The following is a 20,704-nucleotide window of genomic DNA, read 5'->3' as shown; positions in this document are numbered from 1 at the left end:
CCTCCTGTACGAACGATTTCGGCGCGCATTTCGAAGAAAAGCCATCCACATGGATGTCAAAATAAAAAACGCAATCTTCGGAATACTTTCAATAACTACTAGCCTGATTATGGCGGCTGCCCTACTGGAATTCTATGTGCGTTTAACGCAGGCAGACGGCACCAATTTCGACATCGAAATGTGGCGTTACGCCAAAGACTTGAAAGTGGTTAGTGAGATACCCGGTGCAGGGCACGAACATGCCCCTGGAAAGGGTGGGGTTTACATGGGCGTCCCAGTAACAATCAACTCAGCAGGGTGGCGTGATCGCGAACATTCCGTGGAGAAAGAGAATGGCACTGTCCGAATCATGATGCTTGGCGACTCCCTGACGTTTGGATGGGGCGCAAGACCTGAAGACGTCACATCATACCGATTGGAAAGGCTGCTGAACGCGAAGCAAAATAAATTCGAGGTCATAAATACTGGGATTGGAAATGCGAACACAGCTATGGAAGCAACGTACTTCATCAAGAAGGCGTACGTATACAAACCTGACATCGTCGTACTGAACTATTTTATCAATGACGCAGAGCCAACACCGCGAAGGACGGAGAATTTCTTTCTTGAGCACTTCTATTCAGCAGTATTCATCGCGGGTCGTTTCGATGTCCTTATGCGAACATACTTCGGCAAGGCTGATTGGCAGCACTATTACCGCGGTCTCTACCGAGAGAATGAACCCGGCTGGTTGGCTGCACAGGGTGCGTTGAATGAGCTTGCGAGCTATTGCAAGGCCCGAAACATCAAACTTATTGTAGTTAACTACCCGGAACTGCACGAGCTGTCCCCATATCCATTTCAAAACATAACGAGTCTCGTAGCCTCCAAGGTGAAAGCTCTCAGTATACCATTTCTGGACCTTCTTCCGGCTGTGGAAAATCAAGCCCCACAATCCCTCTGGGTCACGAAGACAGACTCCCACCCAAACGGAAAAGCGGCCGGACTCTACGCGGACTTGATTGCGAGAGTTCTAGTGACCCAAATTCCCGAAGACTTTCGAGGGTCTGCAAATTGAAAGGATCCTCTTCCACCGAAAACCCTATGGGAGAAAATGATGCGCTGCTGCGAACATCCGCTGCAAGGACGAAGGTCATTCGCTTGGCGGCCCTATTGAATGAAATATGGGTCGTCCTTGGTGTTGCTCTTCTTTTGCTGACGATTCTGGAAATATCGCTGACCTCTTACTACGAGAGAGCTGACAAGAGGGAACGTCAAGGTGCCGCCAAGGCTGCAGCCAATTCTGGCGTATATGCAAATGCCGACCTGGCGGAAGGCTACTTCAAAGAACTCACCGATGCCAAGGCTCGGGTGTGGGCTTCATATACGCAATCACAACAAACGGACTATACGGGCAAATTCATCAACGTACACGAAGGCACCAGACGAACGTGGAACTCCGAGGCAATCAACGATGATAGGCGTACCAGGTTAAAGGTATTCTTTTTCGGCGGGTCCACTTTGTGGGGGTTTGGATCTAGTGACGAGCTCACCATTCCCTCTCTTGTCGCCAAAAAATTGGCCGAAAATGGAATCAGCGCTGAAGTCAAAAATTATGCAGTCGTTGCAGATGTAACTACTCAAAGCTTGTTTCGCTTCGTTCTCGAACTAAGAAAGCAGAATGCTCCCGATTTAGTGGTCTTTTACGGCGGACTGGTTGACGCTATCTCCGCATGTGATGAAGGAAAACCGGGCGTTCCGCTTGGCAACTCAAACCTCGAAAGAATATCTTCTGCGAAAGAAGAAAAAGCGCGTTTAAGTATAAGGCTAGAAAACTTGGCGCTGACGAGACTGCTCACCGGCAAAAAACAGCCCGCCGGGTGCTCGAAGAAATTAGACGTGCTCTCCGACGGAGCTCTGGATGTCTATCTAGGGAATGTTCGCTTGATAGAGGCGATTTCAAGGAGCTTATCTTTTAAAACATTATTCTACCTTGAGCCCCAGCTGTCCGATAAAACACACAAGACACAATATGAAGAGGGTCAGTTTTTAAAATCAGAAAAACGGGTTCTAGGAAGAAGCGATCTTTACTCTCTGATGAGAAGCAAGTTGGTCAAGAGAGAATATGAGAGCTTGGGGCGAAGCGTGACTCATGACTTACGTACGATCTTTGCCGATGTTGCCAGTCCGATTTACATGGATGGCTGGCATTATGGCGAGGAGGGGAATGAGCGGATATCTCGGAAGATCGCAGTCGACATATTGGGACTATATGCTCCGGCGAAGTGAACAACTGAGCTGGTCCCGGTTGTCTGAACAGAGTTTTCAGTCCACCGCTCCGCGCTCATGGCCAAGAACAGCCGCCGGCACCACGGCATCCACCACCGCCGCCACAAGCTGTACTTCTTCTTCGGAAATTACCGCCTGCTGCTTCTCGCAACTGACGTCGCCAACCGAACAGCTGCGGCGGCGACATGCCGTCGGGCTATCGAACAGACTGAGTCGCCGCTCGCTACGATTTACGCAACGATTCATGCCTAGTCCTTGTCGCTCCACTTCTGCCGACAACCCGGCGTCGAGGGGGTCGTAGCTGGCGGCGGAGCAGGCACGGACGACATCATCGATCGCCGCAATGCGCTCGTCAGCCCCAAACAGGTGTTGGACCTCTGAAAACCAGAACTGGGGCGCGGCGGCGCATTCGAAGTTGTCGGTATTGAGCTGGGCCCGGATATTGAGGCGCTCGGGATTGGGAGGTGCTCTTCCCTCTATATTCGACGCGAGGCGGGCAGATGATGGACGAAGTGGCGTCCCGCGGGGGCAGCCAGCGCTTCCATGAGGGTGTGGGGCGGGTGCACCCGCCTCGAGCCGGGACACGGTTCCCTGACGCAGATGGATGTTTTTTCCGAGCTCGGATTGCGTCAGTCCGGCCCGCTTGCGAGCCCTTCGTAGAATGGCTCCCAGTTGTTTTTCGGTGCGGGCGATGTGCTGCGGCATGTGAACCTCGAGCACCAATATACGCGATTGCGTATATATGGTCAGTATACGCATTTGCGTATTTTGGTCGATCCTCTAAATGTCCGCTAAATATTCCGGAGTGACCGAGTACTTTCCCAGCCAATTCCGGGCGAAACCGTCCAGCAAGCTTTCGTCGTCTCATTTTATGAGACGCCTTCGGCCTGAGTCTGACTACTACTTAGACGCTGAAGACCGTGCCGCCTACAGCGGCCCGTCGGCATCGAAGGAACTGCGCGGCGAGAAATTCCAGGTGGTCGGCGCATTGATCTGATAGCGCTCGATTCTGCCAATCGCCGACCCCATCCAATGCGTGGCTGCCGTGCGCGGCGACCAAGCCGACATAGGCATCATCAGGCATTTCGCGCGAGTTGTGGCAGAACGGCTGTTCGATGAAAGCGACATTGAGCCGGAGAATGAGCAGGGAGATGACGACTTCCAGCCGGTTGTTTGGCATCTCCCTGTTTGCGGCATGTTGCGGGAGAAGTGAGTTCGCGAACGATCTCTGAAGGATATTTCCGAATCGCTCGGTATGCTTCCCGTAAACCTCGTTGCCAGCTGCAAATCGAATTGTTCCGTTTCTCACTGTCGCGATCTCTTCGCGCACTGTGAATTGGACGATTCAAATCCGTAACGTCTCGGAGTTTCCCCAGTTTCCGCGCGCCGCTGCGATTGGCCTGATTCTTGCTGTCCTTGTTGCAGCGATAAGTCAAAGCCGAAGACGGGAGGGGGCAGGGCGCGGCAATGGAAACATTTTACAGCGTGATCAGGCGGCAGGGCATCACGCGTCGGAGTTTTCACAAATTTTGCAGCCTGACGGCGACAAGCCTCGGGCTTGAGCCGTTGGCGGCGGGGCGCATCGCCAACGCGCTCGAAACCAAACCGCGTGTGCCGGTGATCTGGATGCATGGTCTTGAATGCACCTGCTGCTCGGAGAGCTTCATCCGCTCCGCGCATCCGTTGGCGAAGGATGCCGTGCTGTCGATGATCTCGCTCGATTATGACGATACCATCATGGCGGCCGCAGGCCATCAGGCGGAAGCGATCCTCGAAGAGACCCTCGCCAAACACAAGGGCCAATACATTCTTGCCGTGGAAGGCAATCCGCCGCTGAACGAGGGCGGCATGTTCTGTATCGACGGCGGCAAGCCGTTCGTCGAGAAACTTAAGCTGATGGCCGACGACGCTATGGCGATCATTGCCTGGGGCGCATGCGCGTCCTGGGGGTGCGTGCAGGCGGCCAAACCCAATCCGACGCAGGCCACGCCCATCGATCAGGTCATCACCAACAAGCCGATCATCAAGGTGCCGGGATGCCCCCCGATCGCCGAAGTGATGACCGGCGTCGTGACCTTCATCACCACCTTCGGCAGGCTGCCCGAGCTCGACCGCCAGGGCCGGCCGAAAATGTTCTACTCACAGCGCATTCACGACAAGTGCTATCGGCGATCGCATTTCGATGCCGGGCAGTTCGTCGAGGAGTGGGACGACGAGGCGGCGCGCAAGGGCTATTGCCTCTACAAGATGGGCTGCAAGGGCCCGACCACCTACAACGCCTGCTCGACCGTGCGCTGGAACGGCGGCGTGTCCTTCCCGATTCAGTCGGGCCACGGCTGCATCGGTTGTTCGGAGGACGGCTTCTGGGACAAGGGCTCGTTCTACGATCGCCTGACCAACATCAAACAGTTTGGCATCGAGAAGAACGCTGACCAGATCGGCATGGCTGCGGCCGGCGCCGTTGGTGCCGCTGTGGCGGTGCACGCGGCCGTCACCGCCGTGAAGCGGCTCGCCTCCAAGCGCGAAGACGCAAATCAAGATCATTAGTCGTCAGGGAAAGTAACGATGGGCATCCAGACACCCAACGGATTCAAACTCGACAATTCCGGCAAGCGCATTGTTATCGATCCGGTCACTCGCATCGAAGGTCACATGCGGGTCGAGGTCAACGTCGACGCAAATAACGTCATCCGGAACGCCGTATCCACAGGCACGATGTGGCGCGGCATCGAAGTCATCCTGAAGGATCGCGATCCGCGCGATGCCTGGGCGTTCACCGAACGGATCTGCGGCGTGTGCACCGGCACGCACGCCCTGACGTCGGTGCGCGCGGTCGAGAATGCGCTCGGAATTACCATTCCGGAGAATGCCAACTCGATCCGCAACCTGATGCAGCTCGCGCTGCAGGTGCACGATCATGTCGTTCACTTCTATCACCTGCACGCGCTGGATTGGGTCGATGTGGTCTCGGCGCTCTCGGCCGACACGCGGGCGACTTCCATGCTCGCGCAGTCGATCTCGAACTGGCCGTTGTCATCGCCTGGCTACTTCAAGGACCTCCAGACACGCCTCAAGAAGTTCGTCGAGTCGGGGCAGTTGGGTCCTTTCAAGAACGGCTACTGGGGCAGCAAGGCCTACAAATTGCCGCCCGAAGCCAATCTGATGGCTGTGGCGCATTATCTGGAAGCGCTCGATTTCCAGAAGGAAATCGTAAAGATCCACGCCATATTCGGCGGCAAGAATCCTCATCCGAACTGGCTCGTCGGCGGCGTACCCTGTCCGATCAATGTCGACGGTACCGGGGCGGTCGGAGCCATCAACATCGAGCGGCTGAACCTGATCTCGTCGATCATCGATCGTCTAACTGAATTCAACGAGCAGGTTTACTTGCCTGATGTGGCGGCGATCGGGTCGTTCTACAAGGATTGGCTCTATGGCGGAGGTCTTTCGGGCAAGAGCGTGCTCACCTATGGCGACGTGCCAGAACACGCCAACGACTACTCCTCCAAGAACCTGAAGCTGCCGCGAGGGTCCATCGTCAACGGCAATCTCTCGGAGGTGTTTCCAGTCGACCATGCCAACCCCGACGAGATCCAGGAATTCGTCGTTCACTCCTGGTACAAATATCCCGACGAGACCAAGGGCCTGCATCCCTGGGATGGCGTCACCGAGCCGAACTACGTGCTCGGGCCCAATGCGAAGGGCACCAAGACGTCTATCGAGCAGCTCGATGAGGGCGGCAAATATTCCTGGATCAAGGCGCCGCGTTGGCGAGGCCACGCCATGGAGGTCGGTCCGCTCGCGCGCTGGGTCGTCGGTTACGCGCAGAACAAGGCGGAGTTCAAGGATCCGGTCGACAAATTCCTGAAGGACCTCGACCTGCCGCTGTCGGCGCTGTTCTCGACGCTCGGCCGCACCGCGGCGCGCGCGCTGGAATCGGTCTGGGCCGGCCGCCAGATGCGCTATTTCCAGGATAAGCTCGTCGCCAATATCAAGGCGGGTGATAGCTCGACCGCCAACGTCGACAAGTGGAAGCCGGAGAGCTGGCCAAAGGAGGCCAAGGGCTTTGGCTTTACCGAGGCGCCGCGCGGCGCGCTCGCGCACTGGATCAAGATCAAGGAAACCAAGATCGACAACTACCAGTGCGTGGTGCCGACCACCTGGAATGGTTCGCCGCGCGATCCCAAGGGAAATATCGGCGCATTCGAGGCCTCCTTGATGAATACTCCGATGGTGAATCCCGAGCAGCCGCTCGAGATCCTTCGCACCATTCATTCCTTCGATCCGTGCCTGGCGTGCTCGACGCACGTCATGAGTCCGGATGGCCAGGAACTGGCGACCGTCAAGGTCAGATAAACCAGGGGTGAAGCACCATGAGGGATGCGGCTGAATGTCGCGCGAAATCCGAGCCGGATATCGCCGCGATCGCAGCGGGCGCGGTCGGTGGACGTGCGATCGGACGTCCCACGGTCTATGTCTACGAAGCACCGGTACGAATCTGCCACTGGGTCAATGCATTCTCTATCGTCGCGCTGATGATGACCGGCTACCTGATCGGAATGCCGTTGCCATCGGTGGAGGGCGAGGCGTCGGCGAACTTCGTAATGGGCTATATCCGCTTCGCCCACTTCGCGGCTGGTCAGGTGCTGGCGGTTTTCTTCCTCACCCGCGTCTTCTGGGCTTTCGTCGGCAACCATCATTCCCGGCAGATCTTCTATCTGCCGGCTCATCGCAAGCAGTTCTGGCGAGAAATGCTGGATGAAATCCGCTGGTATGCGTTCCTGGAGCACAAGCCGAAAATGTATGTCGGCCACAATCCCTTGGCGCGGACCGGGATGTTCACGGGCTTCACGCTGTTCGTGGCCTACATGATCATCACCGGCTTTGCGCTCTATTCGGAAGGCACCGGAATCGATAGCTGGCAGCACAAGCTGTTCGGCTGGGTGTTCGCGATCTGGCCGAACAGTCAGGATGTGCACACTTGGCATCATCTCGGCATGTGGGCGCTCGTGACGTTCGTCATAGTGCACGTCTATGCCGCGATCCGCGAAGACATCATGTCGCGTCAGGGCATCATCTCCTCGATGGTCTCCGGCGAACGGCAATTCCGCGACTGAAGCCGGAAACGAGGCCTATGCCGATATCTTCAACAGACCGCATTCTGGTGCTCGGCATCGGCAATATCCTGTGGGCCGATGAGGGGTTCGGCGTACGGGCGGTGGAGGAATTCCACCGCCGCTACGTCGTATCGGACAATGTCACCATTCTCGACGGCGGGACGCAGGGCCTCTACCTCGTCAGCCATCTGGAAGAGGCCGATCGTCTGATCGTGTTTGACGCGATCGACTATGGGCTCGTGCCGGGAGAGTTGAAGCTGGTGCGCGACGAGGAAGTTCCACGTCTCACGGGCGCGAAGAAGATGAGCTTGCATCAGACAGGATTTCAGGAAGTCATCAGCGCGGCGGATCTGCTCGGGCGCTGCCCGAAGCATCTCGCGTTGATCGGCTGCCAACCGTACGATCTCGAAGACTGGGGCGGCCCTTTGACCAAGCCGGTGAGCGATCAGATCGGGCCGGCGATCGAGCTGGTCTGCGCAATCCTGGCTGAGTGGGGCGCGACGGCGAGTCCGCGCAGCAAGCCGCTGCTGGAGTCCGAACGGCTGCTCACCAACGATATCGACCATCAGCACTACGAGATGAGGATGCGGCCGGTCTGACCGGCGTGCGCGACCGGAGACGCGGGATGTGCCTTGGCCTGCCGATGACGATTGTTGAGACTGACGGCGTTTCGGCGCTATGCGAGTTTCGCGGCGAGCGGCGGCGTGTCTCGATACTTTTGCTCCCCGACCTGCCGGTCGGCAGCAAGGTGCTCGTCCATATCGACACCGCGATCCATCTGCTCGATGAGGCAGAGGCGCGACTGATCGCTGATGCGATCGAGGGGCTGACCGCGGTGCTCGGTGGCGAGAATTGCGACCGTTTCTTCGCCGACCTCATCGAGCGAGAACCGCAACTGCCCGAGCATCTCCGGCTCGACCCAGCGGCCGACCTTCCAAATCCGATCCTCGATGTCACCCGCCTCGCGGGGCGGCTCGGGTTGATCCGCCGCGGATGAAAGACAAGTTTCATTCGAAACCATCCCGCTTCGCGGACGCGAAAATGAAGGATCTATATCAATGAGATCGGCCAGGAAAGGCGATAACTGATCGTGACATGTGCCTTACTAACCTCTCACGTCACAGAAATAGGCTTGCCAGGGGGCTGATGGAATTGCAGCAGGGAAAGCATAATCTGACGCGGCGCGGCCTGCCCGAGGTCGATGCCGCGAGCGTCGATCGGTTTCTTGGCGCGGCCAATGAGGCCGACGCGGTGGCCGTGCTGTTGTCGGCGGGCGATCCCGCGCGTTTTATGGAGGCGATCGACGTCGCGGTCGTGTTGCCGGAACTGATTGACGCTTTTCAGGGGCGGCTGCGGGGGGCCGTGATCGCGCGTCGCGCCGAGAACGAGCTTGGCCAGCGCTTTGGCGTCCGGGTGCAGCCGACGCTGATCTTTATCGCCAAGGGCGAAACGCTCGGATTGATCGCCAAGATCCAGGACTGGTCGGTCTATGTCGACCGCATCGCCAGGCTCATCGACCGTCCGCGCGGCGCGAGCGTGTTGTCATGACAGTCCTCATTCCCCAGCGTCGCTCACAGGGTGTCGAACTATGAAAGCAGGTTTCTGGACCGCGCCTGGAGGCGCCGGGCAGCCGATCAACGTGTTTCCGATCGGCGAGGAAAGCCTGCATGCATCGAGCGGCAGCCTGACGGCCGCGGGCGCCTTGGCGAAGCTTGCCACCCTGGACAGCGCGGAGCTGGCCAAGCGCTGTCCGAATGCAATCGATCTGCTGTCGAAAGTGGCAGCGGTCATCGCAAGCCAAAAGACCGACGTGCCGACACGAGTGTTCCGGCTCGGCAATCTCAATGATCTCGAGCGCAAGCTGATTGCGGACGTGCTCGGCCAAGGTGAGGTTGCCGGCTTCGTCGCGCTGCCGGACAGATCGCTGGCGCAGATCCAGGAATCGGCGCTGGCCGGAATCTGGCACGTGCGGTTCGAGATCGACGCCAATCATGAGTACCTCGAAGTCGGCGCAATCCCGGAAATCGTCAAGCGCGCCGCTGCTGATCTTACCACTGCGGATTTCGAGATCGGGCTGGCGCCGGAAGGCGCGATGAACGCGCTGCCGGTGCTCGCGGAAATCCGCGAGCGCGCGCTGGCCTGGCGGCCGAGCATTCGTTCGCAAATCATCAATTTCACGCTGCTGCCGATGAGCCCCGTCGACATGAGCTTCCTCCATGACACCATCAGGAATGGGCCGATCCAGCTCGTTTCACGCGGCTACGGCACTTGCCGGGTGCTCTCGACGGGTATCCGCAACGTCTGGTCGGTGCAGTTCTTCAACGCCATGGATGCCATCATCCTTGACACGCTGGAGGTTGGCGGTGTGCCGACCGTGGCAATCGCGGCTGACGAGGACTTCGAAGACTCCGCTGAGCGCCTCCAGGAAATCATCGAGGCCTATTTCAAATGAGCGTATTCGAGAATTTTGGCGTTCGCCAGGATGTCACCGAAGGCACGCGACTGGAATGCGGCATCTGCTGGACGGTGTACGATCCCGCCGATGGCGACGATGTCGCGCAGATCGCATCCGGCACGCCCTTCGCGGTCCTTCCTGACGATTGGCGCTGCCCGAACTGTGACGCGCCGAAGTCCAAATTCATGGCCATCGCGTCATGAAACCTCATGCGCAAGCGCCTGCCATTGACGCCGACGCGGCAGCTTGGGGGCAGCGGCTGGCTCACGTCTACCGGGACATCGGCGAGCGCGCGATGCGCGAGCTGCCGATCTACAACGACGGCCTCGACGTCGAGGCAGTCGGCTTCCGCGTATTCAACGGCACGATCATCGGTATCATGGTCACGCCCTGGTTCATGAACGTGGTGATGCCGGCCGGCGAATTGGCGCCGGCGGCCTCAGCTTCGACATTGCGCTCTCGCTTTCCGGCCGGCGATATTGAGTTCATCCTCAGCGACGTCAACCATGTGGGCCGCATCGCGAGCTGTTCGCTGTTCTCGCCCATGTTCGGGTTTGCCGACGTGGCCTCTGCGCGGGCAACGGCGGAAGCGGCCATCAACGAACTCATGTTGCCGGCCGACGGCAGGGAGGCGACCCGACGCCGCGAAACCGCTACAAGCGCGATCGATCGGCGTAGCTTCATGCGGGCTGTTCTGACGGAGCAGCACGAATGAACCCCGGCTTCCGCAACGAGATCGACATCACGGTGTGGCTCGCCAAGGATACGATCGCCGACGTCGCAATCCTGCCCCGGAGCCGGCTGCCGTTGACGCGTCTGTTTGCGGGCAAGCCCGTCTCGTCGCTGCTCTCCGTGCTGCCGCGGCTGTTCTCGCTGTGCTCGGTTGCACATCAGGTGGCGTTTCTGGGAGCGGTGGAAGCCGCGCGCGGCGAGGATTGTCCTCCGGAGACCATGCATCGCCGCGTCACCGCTGTCGTCGCCGAGCGGCTGGCGGAACTGTTCCGTGGTCTGTTCGTCGGCCAGCTCACCCTGGACGGCGCGAGCGCCGCCGCGGTCCGCGCCATGATGCAGGCGACCGCCGTCCTTGGTGGCCTCCTCGGCGAAGGCGGGCAGGTGTCGGCGCGTTGCGAGGCGGTATCGCGCATCAAGGCGGTGCTCGCTGCACTCGGAATCGCGGGCGAAGGAGAGGCGCTGACGCCAGGCAGCGCGCTGGCAGCGCATTTTTCGAGCTTCGATGAGCATGCGCTGCTGCAGCCGGTCGTCGAACACTCGTTTCTTTCCGTCGCCGATGATCTCGATGTCATCATGCGGCTGCTTGCGGATGGCGCGAGCTTCTCCGATGGCCCCGATCTCCACGGTCGAATTCCCGAGACCGGTGTGTGGGCACGCCGGGTCCGGCGCCAGCCGGTCCTGCCGCTGAGCGCCGGACCTGCCGAGCGGCTGATGGCGCGGATTGCGGAAGTGACGCGCCTCTGCTCCTGGCTCGAGACGGGCGACGAGGCGCTCGAGGACGGCGTCGTCGATAGCTACCGGCTTGGCGCCGGCAGAGGTGCGGCGGCCGTCGAATGCGCCCGCGGCCGGCTCTATCAAATCGTCGAGTGCAATAACGAAAACCGCATCGTCCGCTTCGAATCGCTGGCTCCGACCGAATGGAACTTCCATGCACGTGGACCGCTGGTCCGCAGCCTGCAGGGCTCGGCGCTTGCCGCCGGTCGACAGGGGCAGAATGCCGTCCGTACGCTCATCGGCTCCTTCGATCCCTGCGTCGGATTTAACCTCAGCTTCCGTGAGGTTGGCCATGCATGAGATGGCGGTTTGCCAAGGCATCATCGAGATCGTCGAGGAGGAGGCGCGCAGGCGCGCGTTCCCAAAAGTGAAGGCAGTGTGCCTCGAGATCGGCGCGTTGAGCCATGTTGCGCCGGAGGCGATGAAATTCTGCTTCGAAGCGGTCGCCGCACGCACCATTGCACAAGGTGCGACCCTGGACATCGTCGAGACGCCTGGGACCGCCTGGTGCATGGCCTGCTCGACAAGCGTCGAAATCAAGCAGCGCTATGAGCCATGCCCTGGCTGTGGCAGCTATCAATTGCAAATGACCGGTGGAGAAGAGATGCGGGTCAGGGCATTGGAGGTCGACTGATGTGTACAGTATGCGGCTGCGGTGACGGCAAAGCTTCCATTGAGCGTGGGCACGATCACCCCCATGGGCATGATCACGCGCATCTTCATAGTCATCATCACGATCATGGTCACGATGGACACGGTCATCACGGACATGATCATCGCCCTCATCATCACCACGATCGAAACCGCGGAGATCCCGGCCTGCTCGACTGCGGCGCCGACCCGGCAGAGCAGACGATCGCCGGCATGAGCAGCGACCGCATCATCCAGGTCGAGCGTGACATCCTCGGCAAGAACGACCGCCTTGCGGCCGACAACCGCGCGCGGTTCCGCGCGGATGACGTGCTCGCCTTCAACCTGGTCTCGAGCCCCGGCGCCGGAAAGACGACACTGTTGGCCCGCGCCGTGTCCGAACTGAAAGACAATTGCCCGATCGGCGTGATCGAGGGCGATCAGCAGACCTCGAACGACGCCGAGCGGATCCGCGCGACAGGCGTACCGGCGATCCAGGTCAACACTGGCAAGGGCTGCCACCTCGATGCGGCCATGATCGGCGAGGCCTATGACCGGTTGCCCCGGCTCAACGGCGGCATCCTTTTCGTCGAGAATGTCGGCAATCTCGTCTGTCCGGCAGCGTTTGATCTCGGCGAGGCCTGCAAGATCGTGGTGCTCTCGACCACCGAAGGCGAGGACAAGCCGCTCAAATATCCCAACATGTTCGCAGCGTCCTCGTTGATGCTGATCAACAAGATCGATCTCGCGGCCGTGCTCGACTTCGATCTAGCCACGACGATCGAATATGCACGGCGGGTCAACCCAGAGATCGAGGTGCTGACGGTATCGGCGCGGACCGGAGAGGGATTTGCGGCATTCTATGCTTGGATCCGGAAGCGCGCCGAGAAGGCGAGGGCGGGATCCCTGAGTGTTGTATCGGCATGATGATGAGCGGCGGAACCGCAGCGCGCGATGGTCGGAGGCTCCGCCTGCACGTGCGCGGCGCCGTGCAGGGCGTTGGCTTTCGGCCCTATGTCTATGGCCTTGCCATACGCTATCGCCTCGGCGGCTTCGTGGCCAATGACCCGCACGGTGTTGTGATCGAGGTTGAAGGTGCGCGCGCTGCCGACTTCGTCGCTGCGCTGCGACTGGAGAAACCGCCGCTGGCACGGATCGACGGGATCTCCGTGCAGCGGATCGGCGCCATTGAAAGCGACGAGTTCATTATTCGCGCCAGCGAGCAGGGCAGGGTGTCGACCCGGATCGTCGCCGACGCCGCCACTTGTACCCAGTGCCTGAGCGAGCTGTTCAATCCGAGCAGCCGCTTCCATCTTTACCCCTTCGTCAACTGCACCCATTGCGGTCCGCGCTATACCATTGCCGAGCGGCTGCCATATGACCGCCGCTCCACCGCGATGAAGCATTTCGCGATGTGCGCAGCTTGCGCCGCAGAATATGCCGATCCCGCAAGCCGCCGCTTTCATGCCGAGGCGATCGCCTGTCCATTGTGTGGTCCGCGCTTGAGCCACGGCATCGAGCAGATCGCCGCTGAGATCGCAGGCGGAAAAATCGTCGCGCTCAAGGGACTCGGTGGATATCAGCTCTTGTGCGATGCCCGAGACGACGAGGCGGTGCGGCGTCTGCGGCGGAGGAAGCAGCGGGAGCGGAAGCCGTTTGCGGTCATGGTTGCCGCAGTCGACGCTGTCGCGAAGATCGCTAACGCGGATGCAACAGAGCTGGCATTGTTGGAGTCGACGCCGCGCCCCATCGTATTGCTGACATCGCGTCGGCAACTCGCGCCGGCAATCGCGCCGGACCTGTCGCGGATCGGCGTCATGCTGCCGGTCGCGCCGCTGCATCATCTGGTGTTCCATGTGCTGAACTCGGCGCACCCGTGTGCGGACGGCTCCCCCTGGGTGATCGTGGCGACGAGCGCCAATCCGGGCGGAGAGCCGCTAGTCATCGAGAATGACGAGGCGGAGCGGCGGCTCGCCGGCATTGCCGACCTGATCGTCACCCATGATCGCGATATCGTCACGCGCGCTGACGATTCCGTGCTGTCGGTCGTTGCCGGACGCGCGCAATTCATCCGGAGGGCCCGCGGCTATGTTCCCGAGCCGATTCGGTTGGCGTGTGCCGTGCCGCCGGTGCTCGCAGTGGGCGGCGCGCTGAAGGCATCTGTCACGATCATGCGCGGTGATGAAGCCTTCGTCTCCCAGCACATCGGCGATCTCGATACCGTGGAGGGCATTCGCTTCTTCGAGGAGACGATCGAGCACCTGATCTCGACGCTGGATGTCGAGCCGGCCGTCGTGGCGCATGATCTTCACCCCAACATGGCCTCCACCCGCTTTGCCGAGGCGAGCGGCCGCGGGCTGATCGCGGTTCAGCACCATCATGCACATGCGGCGTCCGTGATGGCGGAGCACGGTATCAACGAGCCCGTGCTGGCACTGGTGCTTGACGGCTTTGGTCATGGTAGCGACGGCGGGAGTTGGGGCGGCGAGCTCTTGCGATGTGAGGGCGCGCGCTTCCGGCGGATCGGACATCTGGTGCCGCTCAGGATGCCAGGCGGCGATCGCGCCGCGCGCGAGCCTTGGCGGATGGCTTCCGGCGTGCTTCAGGCGCTCGGGCGCGGCGCGGAGATTCCACGTCGCTTTGCGGCGCAGCCGTTGGCGGCGGGTGTTTTGGCCCTGCTCGACCAGCCCGACGTGCCAACGACGACCAGCGCCGGTCGGATGTTCGATGCAGCCGCCGGATTGCTGGGGCTCTCCACGCGGCAGAGCTATGAAGGCGAAGCCGCGATGAAGCTGGAGGCGCGTGTTCGCCGGACACGCGTCGCTGAGGATGCCTGGACAATCGAACAAGGCGTGTTGTCGCTGTATCCGCTGTTTGAACGTCTTGTGGCTGATGCCCCCGGTCCGACCGTAGGCACGGAGCTGCTTCATGGCACGTTTGCCGCGGCCTGTGTCGACTGGATCGCCTGTGCGGCACGAGAGACCGGCCTCACTACCGTCGTTTTGAGCGGCGGCTGCTTCCTCAACGCGATCCTGAGCGAGGAGGTGCAGCGCGGCTGCGTCGCTGTCGGGCTCAATCCGCAGCTCGCTCGCCAGGTGCCGCCGAATGATGGCGGCTTGAGCCTCGGCCAAGCCTGGGTTGCCGCTCTCCAAATGCTCGAACAACAAAGGCTGGAAGGAAACGCCTGATGTGTCTCGCCATACCTGCAGAGGTTACAAAGCTCCTTCCCGACGAGATGGCCGTCGTCTCGATCGACGGCGTCACCAAGGAGATTTCGGTGGCGCTGATCGAAGATCTTGCCGTCGGCGACTACGTGATCATCCATGTCGGCTATGCCCTGAGCAAGATCGATCCGGATGAGGCGAGGCGGACGCTGGAGCTCATGCGTGAGCTCAGCACCGAAGGGCAGGGAGCAATGCGGTGAAATACGCCGACGAATTTCGCGACAAGGCAATCGCGCTGGGCTTGGCCAGGGCGATCCGGTCTGAGGCCAATCCGCAGAGGTCCTACCGCTTCATGGAGTTCTGCGGCGGACATACGCATGCGATTTCGCGCTATGGCCTGGAGGACATATTGCCCAAGAACGTGCGGATGATCCACGGCCCCGGCTGTCCCGTCTGCGTGCTGCCGGCGGGACGTATCGACATGGCGATCCGGCTGGCCGATCGGCCGGAGGTGATCCTTTGCGTCTATGGCGATCTCATGCGGGTGCCGGGCTCGCAAGGTGCCTCGCTGTTGAAGGCGAAGGCACGTGGCGCCGACGTCCGCATGGTCTATTCCACGGTCGATGCGATCCGGATCGCGGAAGAGAATCCGGAGCGGGAAGTCGTGTTCTTCGCGATCGGCTTCGAGACCACGACGCCGCCGACCGCAATCTTGATCCGGCGCGCTGAGAAGAAGCAGCTCGAAAACTTCAGCGTGGTCTGCAACCACGTGCGGACGCCGCCGGCGATGCAGAACATTTTGGAGAGTCCCGACACCCGCAGCATCCGCCGCGTCGAGATCGACGGCTTCGTGGGGCCCGCGCATGTCAGCATCATCATTGGCACCGAGCCCTACGAGGTCTTTGCAGAGGAATTTGGCAAGCCGGTGGTGATCTCGGGCTTCGAGCCGCTTGACATGATGCAGGCGATTCTGATGCTGGTGCGTCAGGTCAACGAGCACCGGAACGAGGTGGAGAATCAATACAGCCGTGCCGTAACGCGCGATGGGAATCCGCGCGCCAAGGAGGAGGTCTCGAATATTTTCGAGCTGCGCGATCAGTTCGAATGGCGAGGCCTCGGGCTCGTGCCCTATAGCGGATTGAAGCTGAAGCAAACCTACGCCAGATTTGATGCGGAGATACGTTTCGCCTTGAACGAGCTGCGCGTCTCCGACAATCCGGCCTGCGAATGCGGCGCGATCCTGCGCGGTGTCAAGAAACCGGTCGACTGCAAGCTGTTCGGAACGGTGTGCACGCCGGAGACCCCGGTGGGATCCTGCATGGTCTCCTCGGAAGGCGCATGTGCCGCGCATTGGACCTATGGTCGCTTCCGCGATCGTCAGCAGAAGCGGGCGTCATGAGAGCCCATCAGCGCAAGCTCGACATCAAGCACGGCTGCGTCGACCTGTCCCACGGTTCCGGCGGCCGTGCGATGTCGCAGTTGATCTCGGGCCTGTTCCACGAGGCGTTCGGCAACGAATGGCTGGCGCGCGGCAACGATCAGTCCGCCTTCGACGTCGGCGCCGGGCGCATGGTGATGACGACTGATGGCTATGTGGTTTCACCGCTGTTCTTTCCCGGAGGCAATATCGGCTCGCTCGCGGTGCACGGCACCGTCAACGACATCGCCATGGCCGGTGCCCGACCGCTTTATCTGTCTGCGAGTTTCATTATTGAGGAAGGCTTTCGGTTTTCAGACCTCAAGATGATCGCGGACTCCATGGGCGAGGCGGCGCAATCCGCCGGCGTTCATATCATCCCCGGCGACACCAAGGTGGTCGAGCGCGGCAAGGCCGATGGCCTGTTCATTTCGACCGCGGGCGTTGGCCTGGTGCCTGAGGGACTGGATCTCTCCGCCGAGAATGCGAGGGTCGGAGATCGGGTGCTGATCTCGGGCACGCTTGGCGATCACGGCGTCGCGATCATGTCAAAGCGCCAGAACCTCGCCTTTGAAACGGAGATCGTCTCGGATTCGGCCGCCCTGCATGATCTGGTCGCCAGGATGGTGGCGGCGGGCGGCCGCGGCATCCGTCTGATGCGAGATCCCACGCGCGGCGGCCTCGCGGCGACATTGAACGAAATTGCCCAGCAGTCCGAACTAGGCTTCAGCCTCCAGGAAGAGGCGATCCCGGTCAAGCCGGGGGTGGCGGCTGCCTGCGAGTTGCTCGGGCTCGATCCGCTCTACGTCGCCAATGAGGGGAAGCTGGTCGCGATCGTGTCGCCTGATGTCGCCGGAGCCGTGCTGGCCGCCATGAGAGCGCACCCGCTCAGTCGCGACGCCGCCGATATCGGCGAAGCGGTGCCGGACGATCATCACTTCGTGCAGATGGCGACGAGCTTTGGCGGTGGCCGGATCGTCGACTGGTTGTCGGGCGAGCAACTGCCCCGGATCTGTTGAGGCCCAAGATGCGCATTCAGCCCCATGCCAACGCCGCGTCCTATACCTACAAAGCACGAGAGTTCAGTCCGGTGGATCCGCTTGAAATCTTCGATATCGCGAGCCAGCACTGTGAGGAGCATTCAATCGAAGTCCTCAACGTTTCATTAAAGTATCTCTTCGCTGGCTGTGCACTCCGGATTGACCGACAAGACCCAATGGCTCAATGCAAAGCGCCCAGACCGAAATCCCTCCATCGGCAAGTCAACCTAAACGACCGCAGAGCAGCAAGACTTCGCATCTTCGCTTCATTGTTGACCCAAGCCACGTAGTAGAATACTGGAGAAGTGCAGCCAGATATGTCGTGACTCAGGAGGTCGAGTCCCAAAGACGACGCTTGCGGAAGAGATCGGCTTCGGCCGACGCCGAAGGAGCAACCGCCCCGGAAACTCTCAGGCAACAAGGACCGCGTGTGACGAAACAACATCTGGAAAGAGGTGCCTTGGCACCCGCCGACGGGATAATACTCTCAGGCAAATAGACAGATGGGGCGCATTTGAAATCAATCACTTGATTGAGGTGTGCGCCCATGTCCCAGACTGTCGAACAAGTCACCACGCCCAGTTTATCGGCCAGGCGCCTAGCCGGTCCGATCAGTGTCCTCGATCTCTTCACGATCGGAATCGGCCCCTCCAGCTCGCATACTGTTGGACCGATGCGCGCGGCCCATCGATTCATCGAATGCTTGGGCGAAGATCTATGGCGCTGTCGCTTGGTTGTCGTCGAGCTCTACGGGTCGCTGGCGCTGACTGGCAAGGGTCACCGCACCGATATTGCCCTTCTGCTGGGACTATCGGGGTGGCTCCCAGAATCTGTTGATCCTGAAGCCATATCCATTATTGCCGGGCTGATCCGATCGCGTTCCGAGATCTTGCTTGGCGGTCGTCATGCGGTTGGCTTCGATGAGCGTCAGCACCTCACCTTCCGCACCGGCGAGTTCCTGCCGGGGCACTCAAATGGTATGAAATTCGCAGCGCATTCGGATACGGGCGTCCTGCTTCGTCAAACCTATTACTCCGTTGGCGGCGGCGCGATCGTGTGCGAAGGCGACCAGCCGAGCAACCCCGCTGTTCGAAACGTTGGATGTGAGCCGTACCCGTTCACGTCAGCGCATGAGCTTCTTGCGATAGGTGAGAGGACCGGCTTGTCGATTGCCGATATCGTTGCTGCCAACGAGCTATCGCATAGGGAGGAGACTGAAACCAACGCATTCCTGGATAGCGTTCGCGATGCAATGATGCGCTGCATCGATCGTGGGTGTGTCAACGGGGGTGTTCTGCCCGGTGGCCTGAAAGTACCGCGCCGTGCGCCAGGCCTGCTCAGCAAGCTCAAGACGACGTCAAAGGGGGCGGCACATCCATTTCACGTGATGGAATGGGTCAGCCTTTTTGCTCTCGCGGTCAATGAAGAGAACGCAGCCGGGGGACGGGTCGTGACTGCGCCGACGAATGGAGCTGCCGGCGTCATACCCGCGGTCCTGAAATTCTCCGAGATGTTCTTCCCGGATCCGAGCCCGGCAAAAGCCCGCATCTTTCTCCTGACGGCGTCCGCGATCGGTATGCTCTACAAACGAAACGCTTCGATATCCGCCGCCGAAATGGGTTGTCAGGGCGAGGTCGGCGTTGCTTGCTCTATGGCGGCAGCAGGTCTTGTGGCCGTCCTGGGTGGCACCAACCGGCAGATCGAGAACGCCGCCGAGATCGGCATGGAGCATAACCTCGGTCTCACATGTGACCCGATCGGTGGCCTCGTGCAGATCCCGTGCATTGAGCGCAACACAATGGGTGCGATCAAGGCGATCAACGCGGCGATGCTTGCGTTGCATGGTGATGGCCGACATCACGTGTCCCTCGATGCCGTCATTGAAACGATGCGCCAGACGGGGGAGGACATGCGCACCAAGTACAAGGAAACCAGTCTGGGCGGCCTAGCCGTCAACGTGGTCGATTGCTGAAGGCGAGGTACCCCGAAACAATCGTTCTTCAAGGGGCGCTCGATTCGGACAATGCTCTGATCGCGCGACGCGTTCGGCTTAACAGCGCCGCTGGTCGAGACCCGCTGCATCTTCACCCCGCAACCGGGAAGCCAATCTGTCGGGAATTCCGCCGTCGATGGGCAACGTCGAGAATGAGAGTTCGCAGCCATTGCAGCCCGGGATCTCGTTCATGCGAGATGCGCCACTGAAGAACGTCGGTCATGAGGGGGAGGGATATGGGAGCTTCCACTTTCCTTATCGGCAGCGTGGCCGCTGCCCGATCTGCGAGGTCCGCGGGGATGAGCGCGAGGAACTGGGTCCCGATTAGGGCTTGCGGAAGCAGGGTGAAGCTTGGTGCCGTTATGCCGGCCTGCGGAGCGCGACCGAATTGCTTGAAGAACCAAGCTTCTATAAACGTCGCTCGTTCGCTATAGGCCTGCGCATGCCGCATCTCGAGAAACTGTTCGAGCGTCAAGCTATCTCCGACGCTTTCGTTCTCCTTCCATACGATACATTCGTAGCTGATCGAAGGGAGGGCGGCGAACGGACAATCTTCCAGCATGAATCGATCCGGAACGATCAGGAAATCGATTTCGGTGCGAAAAAAGCGGGTGCTTGGACCTTGGTAGAATATATTGACCGAGGGGGCGACAGCGCGCAATGCGGCGAGGATATCGACGATGAGAGTTGCCCAGACATAGTCAGAGCACGCGATCGTAAAATGTCGCTCGGAGGTCGCTGGGTCGAACGAGGTTCGCATTGCCAAGAGTTTTTCCGTTTCGGTCAGGATGGCGCGGAGCGGCGCCACCAATTCCTCTGCGAGAGGGGTGAGGGCCATTCGGCGGCCGTTCCGAACCAGCAACTCGTCCTCGAAGTGCTGGCGCAGCCTGGATAGAATCCCACTGGTCGCCGACTGGCTGAGCAGCAGTCGCTCGGCCGCCCGCGATATGTTTTGATGGGTCAGGATCGCGTCCAAGGCGACGAGCAGATTCATGTCGAGGTGCCGGAACCGCATGGGTGTTCTCTTCGAAGTTTCCATGGTCTGTCGGGAGCCCTTTCGCTCCCTTCCCTGGCACGAGTGTACCCGAGGCGCATTTGGCGACTGGGGGCGTTT

21 protein-coding genes, 1 pseudogene and 1 riboswitch are annotated in these 20,704 nt (G+C 60.3%); of the genes and pseudogenes, 19 read left to right on the top strand and 3 right to left on the bottom strand.

The window, feature by feature from the left end:
* The first annotated feature begins 49 nt into the window (after positions 1-49).
* Positions 50-1,057 carry an SGNH/GDSL hydrolase family protein gene (locus tag ACFDR6_RS29895; RefSeq protein WP_375860493.1) on the top strand — a complete coding sequence of 336 codons (1,008 nt, stop codon included), beginning with the start codon at positions 50-52 and terminating at the stop codon, positions 1,055-1,057.
* Positions 1,054-2,268 (top strand): SGNH/GDSL hydrolase family protein, encoded by a 1,215-nt coding sequence (locus ACFDR6_RS29890; protein WP_375860492.1) that lies wholly within the window; start codon positions 1,054-1,056, stop codon positions 2,266-2,268. Before ACFDR6_RS29895 ends, ACFDR6_RS29890 begins: the two co-directional genes overlap by 4 nt.
* A gap of 36 nt (positions 2,269-2,304) precedes the next feature.
* Here ACFDR6_RS29890 and ACFDR6_RS29885 read toward each other — a convergent pair whose 3' ends face one another.
* On the bottom strand, positions 2,305-2,973 hold the full coding sequence (locus tag ACFDR6_RS29885; RefSeq protein ID WP_375860491.1) for a helix-turn-helix transcriptional regulator: 669 nt from the start codon (positions 2,971-2,973) through the stop codon (positions 2,305-2,307).
* Positions 2,974-3,172: 199 nt separating this feature from the next.
* Positions 3,173-3,598, bottom strand: coding sequence for a hypothetical protein (locus ACFDR6_RS36370; protein ID WP_434056903.1), 426 nt, complete (start codon positions 3,596-3,598; stop codon positions 3,173-3,175).
* A 137-nt stretch (positions 3,599-3,735) separates the two neighbouring features.
* On the opposite strand from ACFDR6_RS36370, the gene ACFDR6_RS29870 reads away from it, so the two are divergent.
* The 17 genes and pseudogenes from ACFDR6_RS29870 to ACFDR6_RS29790 all read left to right on the top strand — a co-directional run bounded on the left by ACFDR6_RS29870 (position 3,736) and on the right by ACFDR6_RS29790 (position 19,569).
* Positions 3,736-4,815 (top strand): hydrogenase small subunit, encoded by a 1,080-nt coding sequence (locus ACFDR6_RS29870; RefSeq protein WP_375860488.1) that lies wholly within the window; start codon positions 3,736-3,738, stop codon positions 4,813-4,815.
* A gap of 18 nt (positions 4,816-4,833) precedes the next feature.
* Positions 4,834-6,624 (top strand): nickel-dependent hydrogenase large subunit, encoded by a 1,791-nt coding sequence (locus ACFDR6_RS29865; protein ID WP_375860487.1) that lies wholly within the window; start codon positions 4,834-4,836, stop codon positions 6,622-6,624.
* A 17-nt stretch (positions 6,625-6,641) separates the two neighbouring features.
* Positions 6,642-7,385, top strand: a complete 744-nt coding sequence (gene cybH / locus ACFDR6_RS29860) for a Ni/Fe-hydrogenase, b-type cytochrome subunit (RefSeq protein ID WP_375860486.1) — start codon at positions 6,642-6,644, stop codon at positions 7,383-7,385.
* A 17-nt stretch (positions 7,386-7,402) separates the two neighbouring features.
* Positions 7,403-7,984, top strand: a complete 582-nt coding sequence (locus ACFDR6_RS29855) for a HyaD/HybD family hydrogenase maturation endopeptidase (RefSeq protein WP_375860485.1) — start codon at positions 7,403-7,405, stop codon at positions 7,982-7,984.
* A 26-nt stretch (positions 7,985-8,010) separates the two neighbouring features.
* Positions 8,011-8,298: pseudogene (locus tag ACFDR6_RS29850) on the top strand (HypC/HybG/HupF family hydrogenase formation chaperone); the annotation flags it as partial.
* Between the two features lie 233 nt (positions 8,299-8,531).
* The gene (locus ACFDR6_RS29845) at positions 8,532-8,933 is read left to right on the top strand and encodes a thioredoxin domain-containing protein (protein ID WP_375860484.1); all 402 of its coding nucleotides are present in this window, start codon (positions 8,532-8,534) and stop codon (positions 8,931-8,933) included.
* A 40-nt stretch (positions 8,934-8,973) separates the two neighbouring features.
* On the top strand, positions 8,974-9,837 hold the full coding sequence (locus tag ACFDR6_RS29840) for a hydrogenase expression/formation protein (protein ID WP_375860483.1): 864 nt from the start codon (positions 8,974-8,976) through the stop codon (positions 9,835-9,837).
* Positions 9,834-10,043, top strand: coding sequence for a rubredoxin (locus ACFDR6_RS29835; protein WP_027544465.1), 210 nt, complete (start codon positions 9,834-9,836; stop codon positions 10,041-10,043). Before ACFDR6_RS29840 ends, ACFDR6_RS29835 begins: the two co-directional genes overlap by 4 nt.
* A complete protein-coding gene (gene hybE / locus ACFDR6_RS29830) occupies positions 10,040-10,555 on the top strand; it encodes a [NiFe]-hydrogenase assembly chaperone HybE (RefSeq protein WP_375860482.1) in 516 nt (171 codons plus the stop codon). The genes ACFDR6_RS29835 and hybE overlap by 4 nt, the downstream gene beginning before the upstream one ends.
* On the top strand, positions 10,552-11,646 hold the full coding sequence (locus tag ACFDR6_RS29825; protein ID WP_375860481.1) for a nickel-dependent hydrogenase large subunit: 1,095 nt from the start codon (positions 10,552-10,554) through the stop codon (positions 11,644-11,646). The genes hybE and ACFDR6_RS29825 overlap by 4 nt, the downstream gene beginning before the upstream one ends.
* Complete coding sequence (gene hypA / locus ACFDR6_RS29820; RefSeq protein ID WP_375860480.1) at positions 11,639-11,980, top strand: hydrogenase maturation nickel metallochaperone HypA; 342 nt, start codon at positions 11,639-11,641, stop codon at positions 11,978-11,980. The genes ACFDR6_RS29825 and hypA overlap by 8 nt, the downstream gene beginning before the upstream one ends.
* Positions 11,980-12,903, top strand: a complete 924-nt coding sequence (gene hypB, locus ACFDR6_RS29815; protein WP_375860479.1) for a hydrogenase nickel incorporation protein HypB — start codon at positions 11,980-11,982, stop codon at positions 12,901-12,903. Before hypA ends, hypB begins: the two co-directional genes overlap by 1 nt.
* Positions 12,900-15,164 (top strand): carbamoyltransferase HypF, encoded by a 2,265-nt coding sequence (hypF, locus tag ACFDR6_RS29810; RefSeq protein ID WP_375860478.1) that lies wholly within the window; start codon positions 12,900-12,902, stop codon positions 15,162-15,164. Before hypB ends, hypF begins: the two co-directional genes overlap by 4 nt.
* On the top strand, positions 15,164-15,400 hold the full coding sequence (locus ACFDR6_RS29805) for a HypC/HybG/HupF family hydrogenase formation chaperone (RefSeq protein ID WP_375860477.1): 237 nt from the start codon (positions 15,164-15,166) through the stop codon (positions 15,398-15,400). Before hypF ends, ACFDR6_RS29805 begins: the two co-directional genes overlap by 1 nt.
* Positions 15,397-16,539: a hydrogenase formation protein HypD gene (gene hypD, locus ACFDR6_RS29800; protein ID WP_375860476.1), complete on the top strand. Its 1,143-nt coding sequence runs from the start codon at positions 15,397-15,399 to the stop codon at positions 16,537-16,539. The genes ACFDR6_RS29805 and hypD overlap by 4 nt, the downstream gene beginning before the upstream one ends.
* The gene (gene hypE / locus ACFDR6_RS29795) at positions 16,536-17,576 is read left to right on the top strand and encodes a hydrogenase expression/formation protein HypE (RefSeq protein WP_375860475.1); all 1,041 of its coding nucleotides are present in this window, start codon (positions 16,536-16,538) and stop codon (positions 17,574-17,576) included. The genes hypD and hypE overlap by 4 nt, the downstream gene beginning before the upstream one ends.
* Before the next feature lie 369 nt (positions 17,577-17,945).
* Positions 17,946-18,034, top strand: a riboswitch (glycine riboswitch).
* A 110-nt stretch (positions 18,035-18,144) separates the two neighbouring features.
* Positions 18,145-19,569: an L-serine ammonia-lyase gene (locus ACFDR6_RS29790; RefSeq protein WP_375860474.1), complete on the top strand. Its 1,425-nt coding sequence runs from the start codon at positions 18,145-18,147 to the stop codon at positions 19,567-19,569.
* 112 nt (positions 19,570-19,681) lie between these two features.
* Here the strand turns inward: ACFDR6_RS29790 and ACFDR6_RS29785 are convergent, their stop codons facing one another.
* Complete coding sequence (locus tag ACFDR6_RS29785) at positions 19,682-20,605, bottom strand: LysR family transcriptional regulator (RefSeq protein WP_049823377.1); 924 nt, start codon at positions 20,603-20,605, stop codon at positions 19,682-19,684.
* Positions 20,606-20,704: the final 99 nt, after the last annotated feature.

Origin of the sequence: Bradyrhizobium tunisiense, from assembly GCF_042263385.1 — a bacterium.
Classification (GTDB): domain Bacteria; phylum Pseudomonadota; class Alphaproteobacteria; order Rhizobiales; family Xanthobacteraceae; genus Bradyrhizobium; species Bradyrhizobium tunisiense.
The sequence above is the reverse complement of the archived record's forward strand: the minus strand, read 5'-3'. Positions and strand labels throughout refer to the sequence as shown.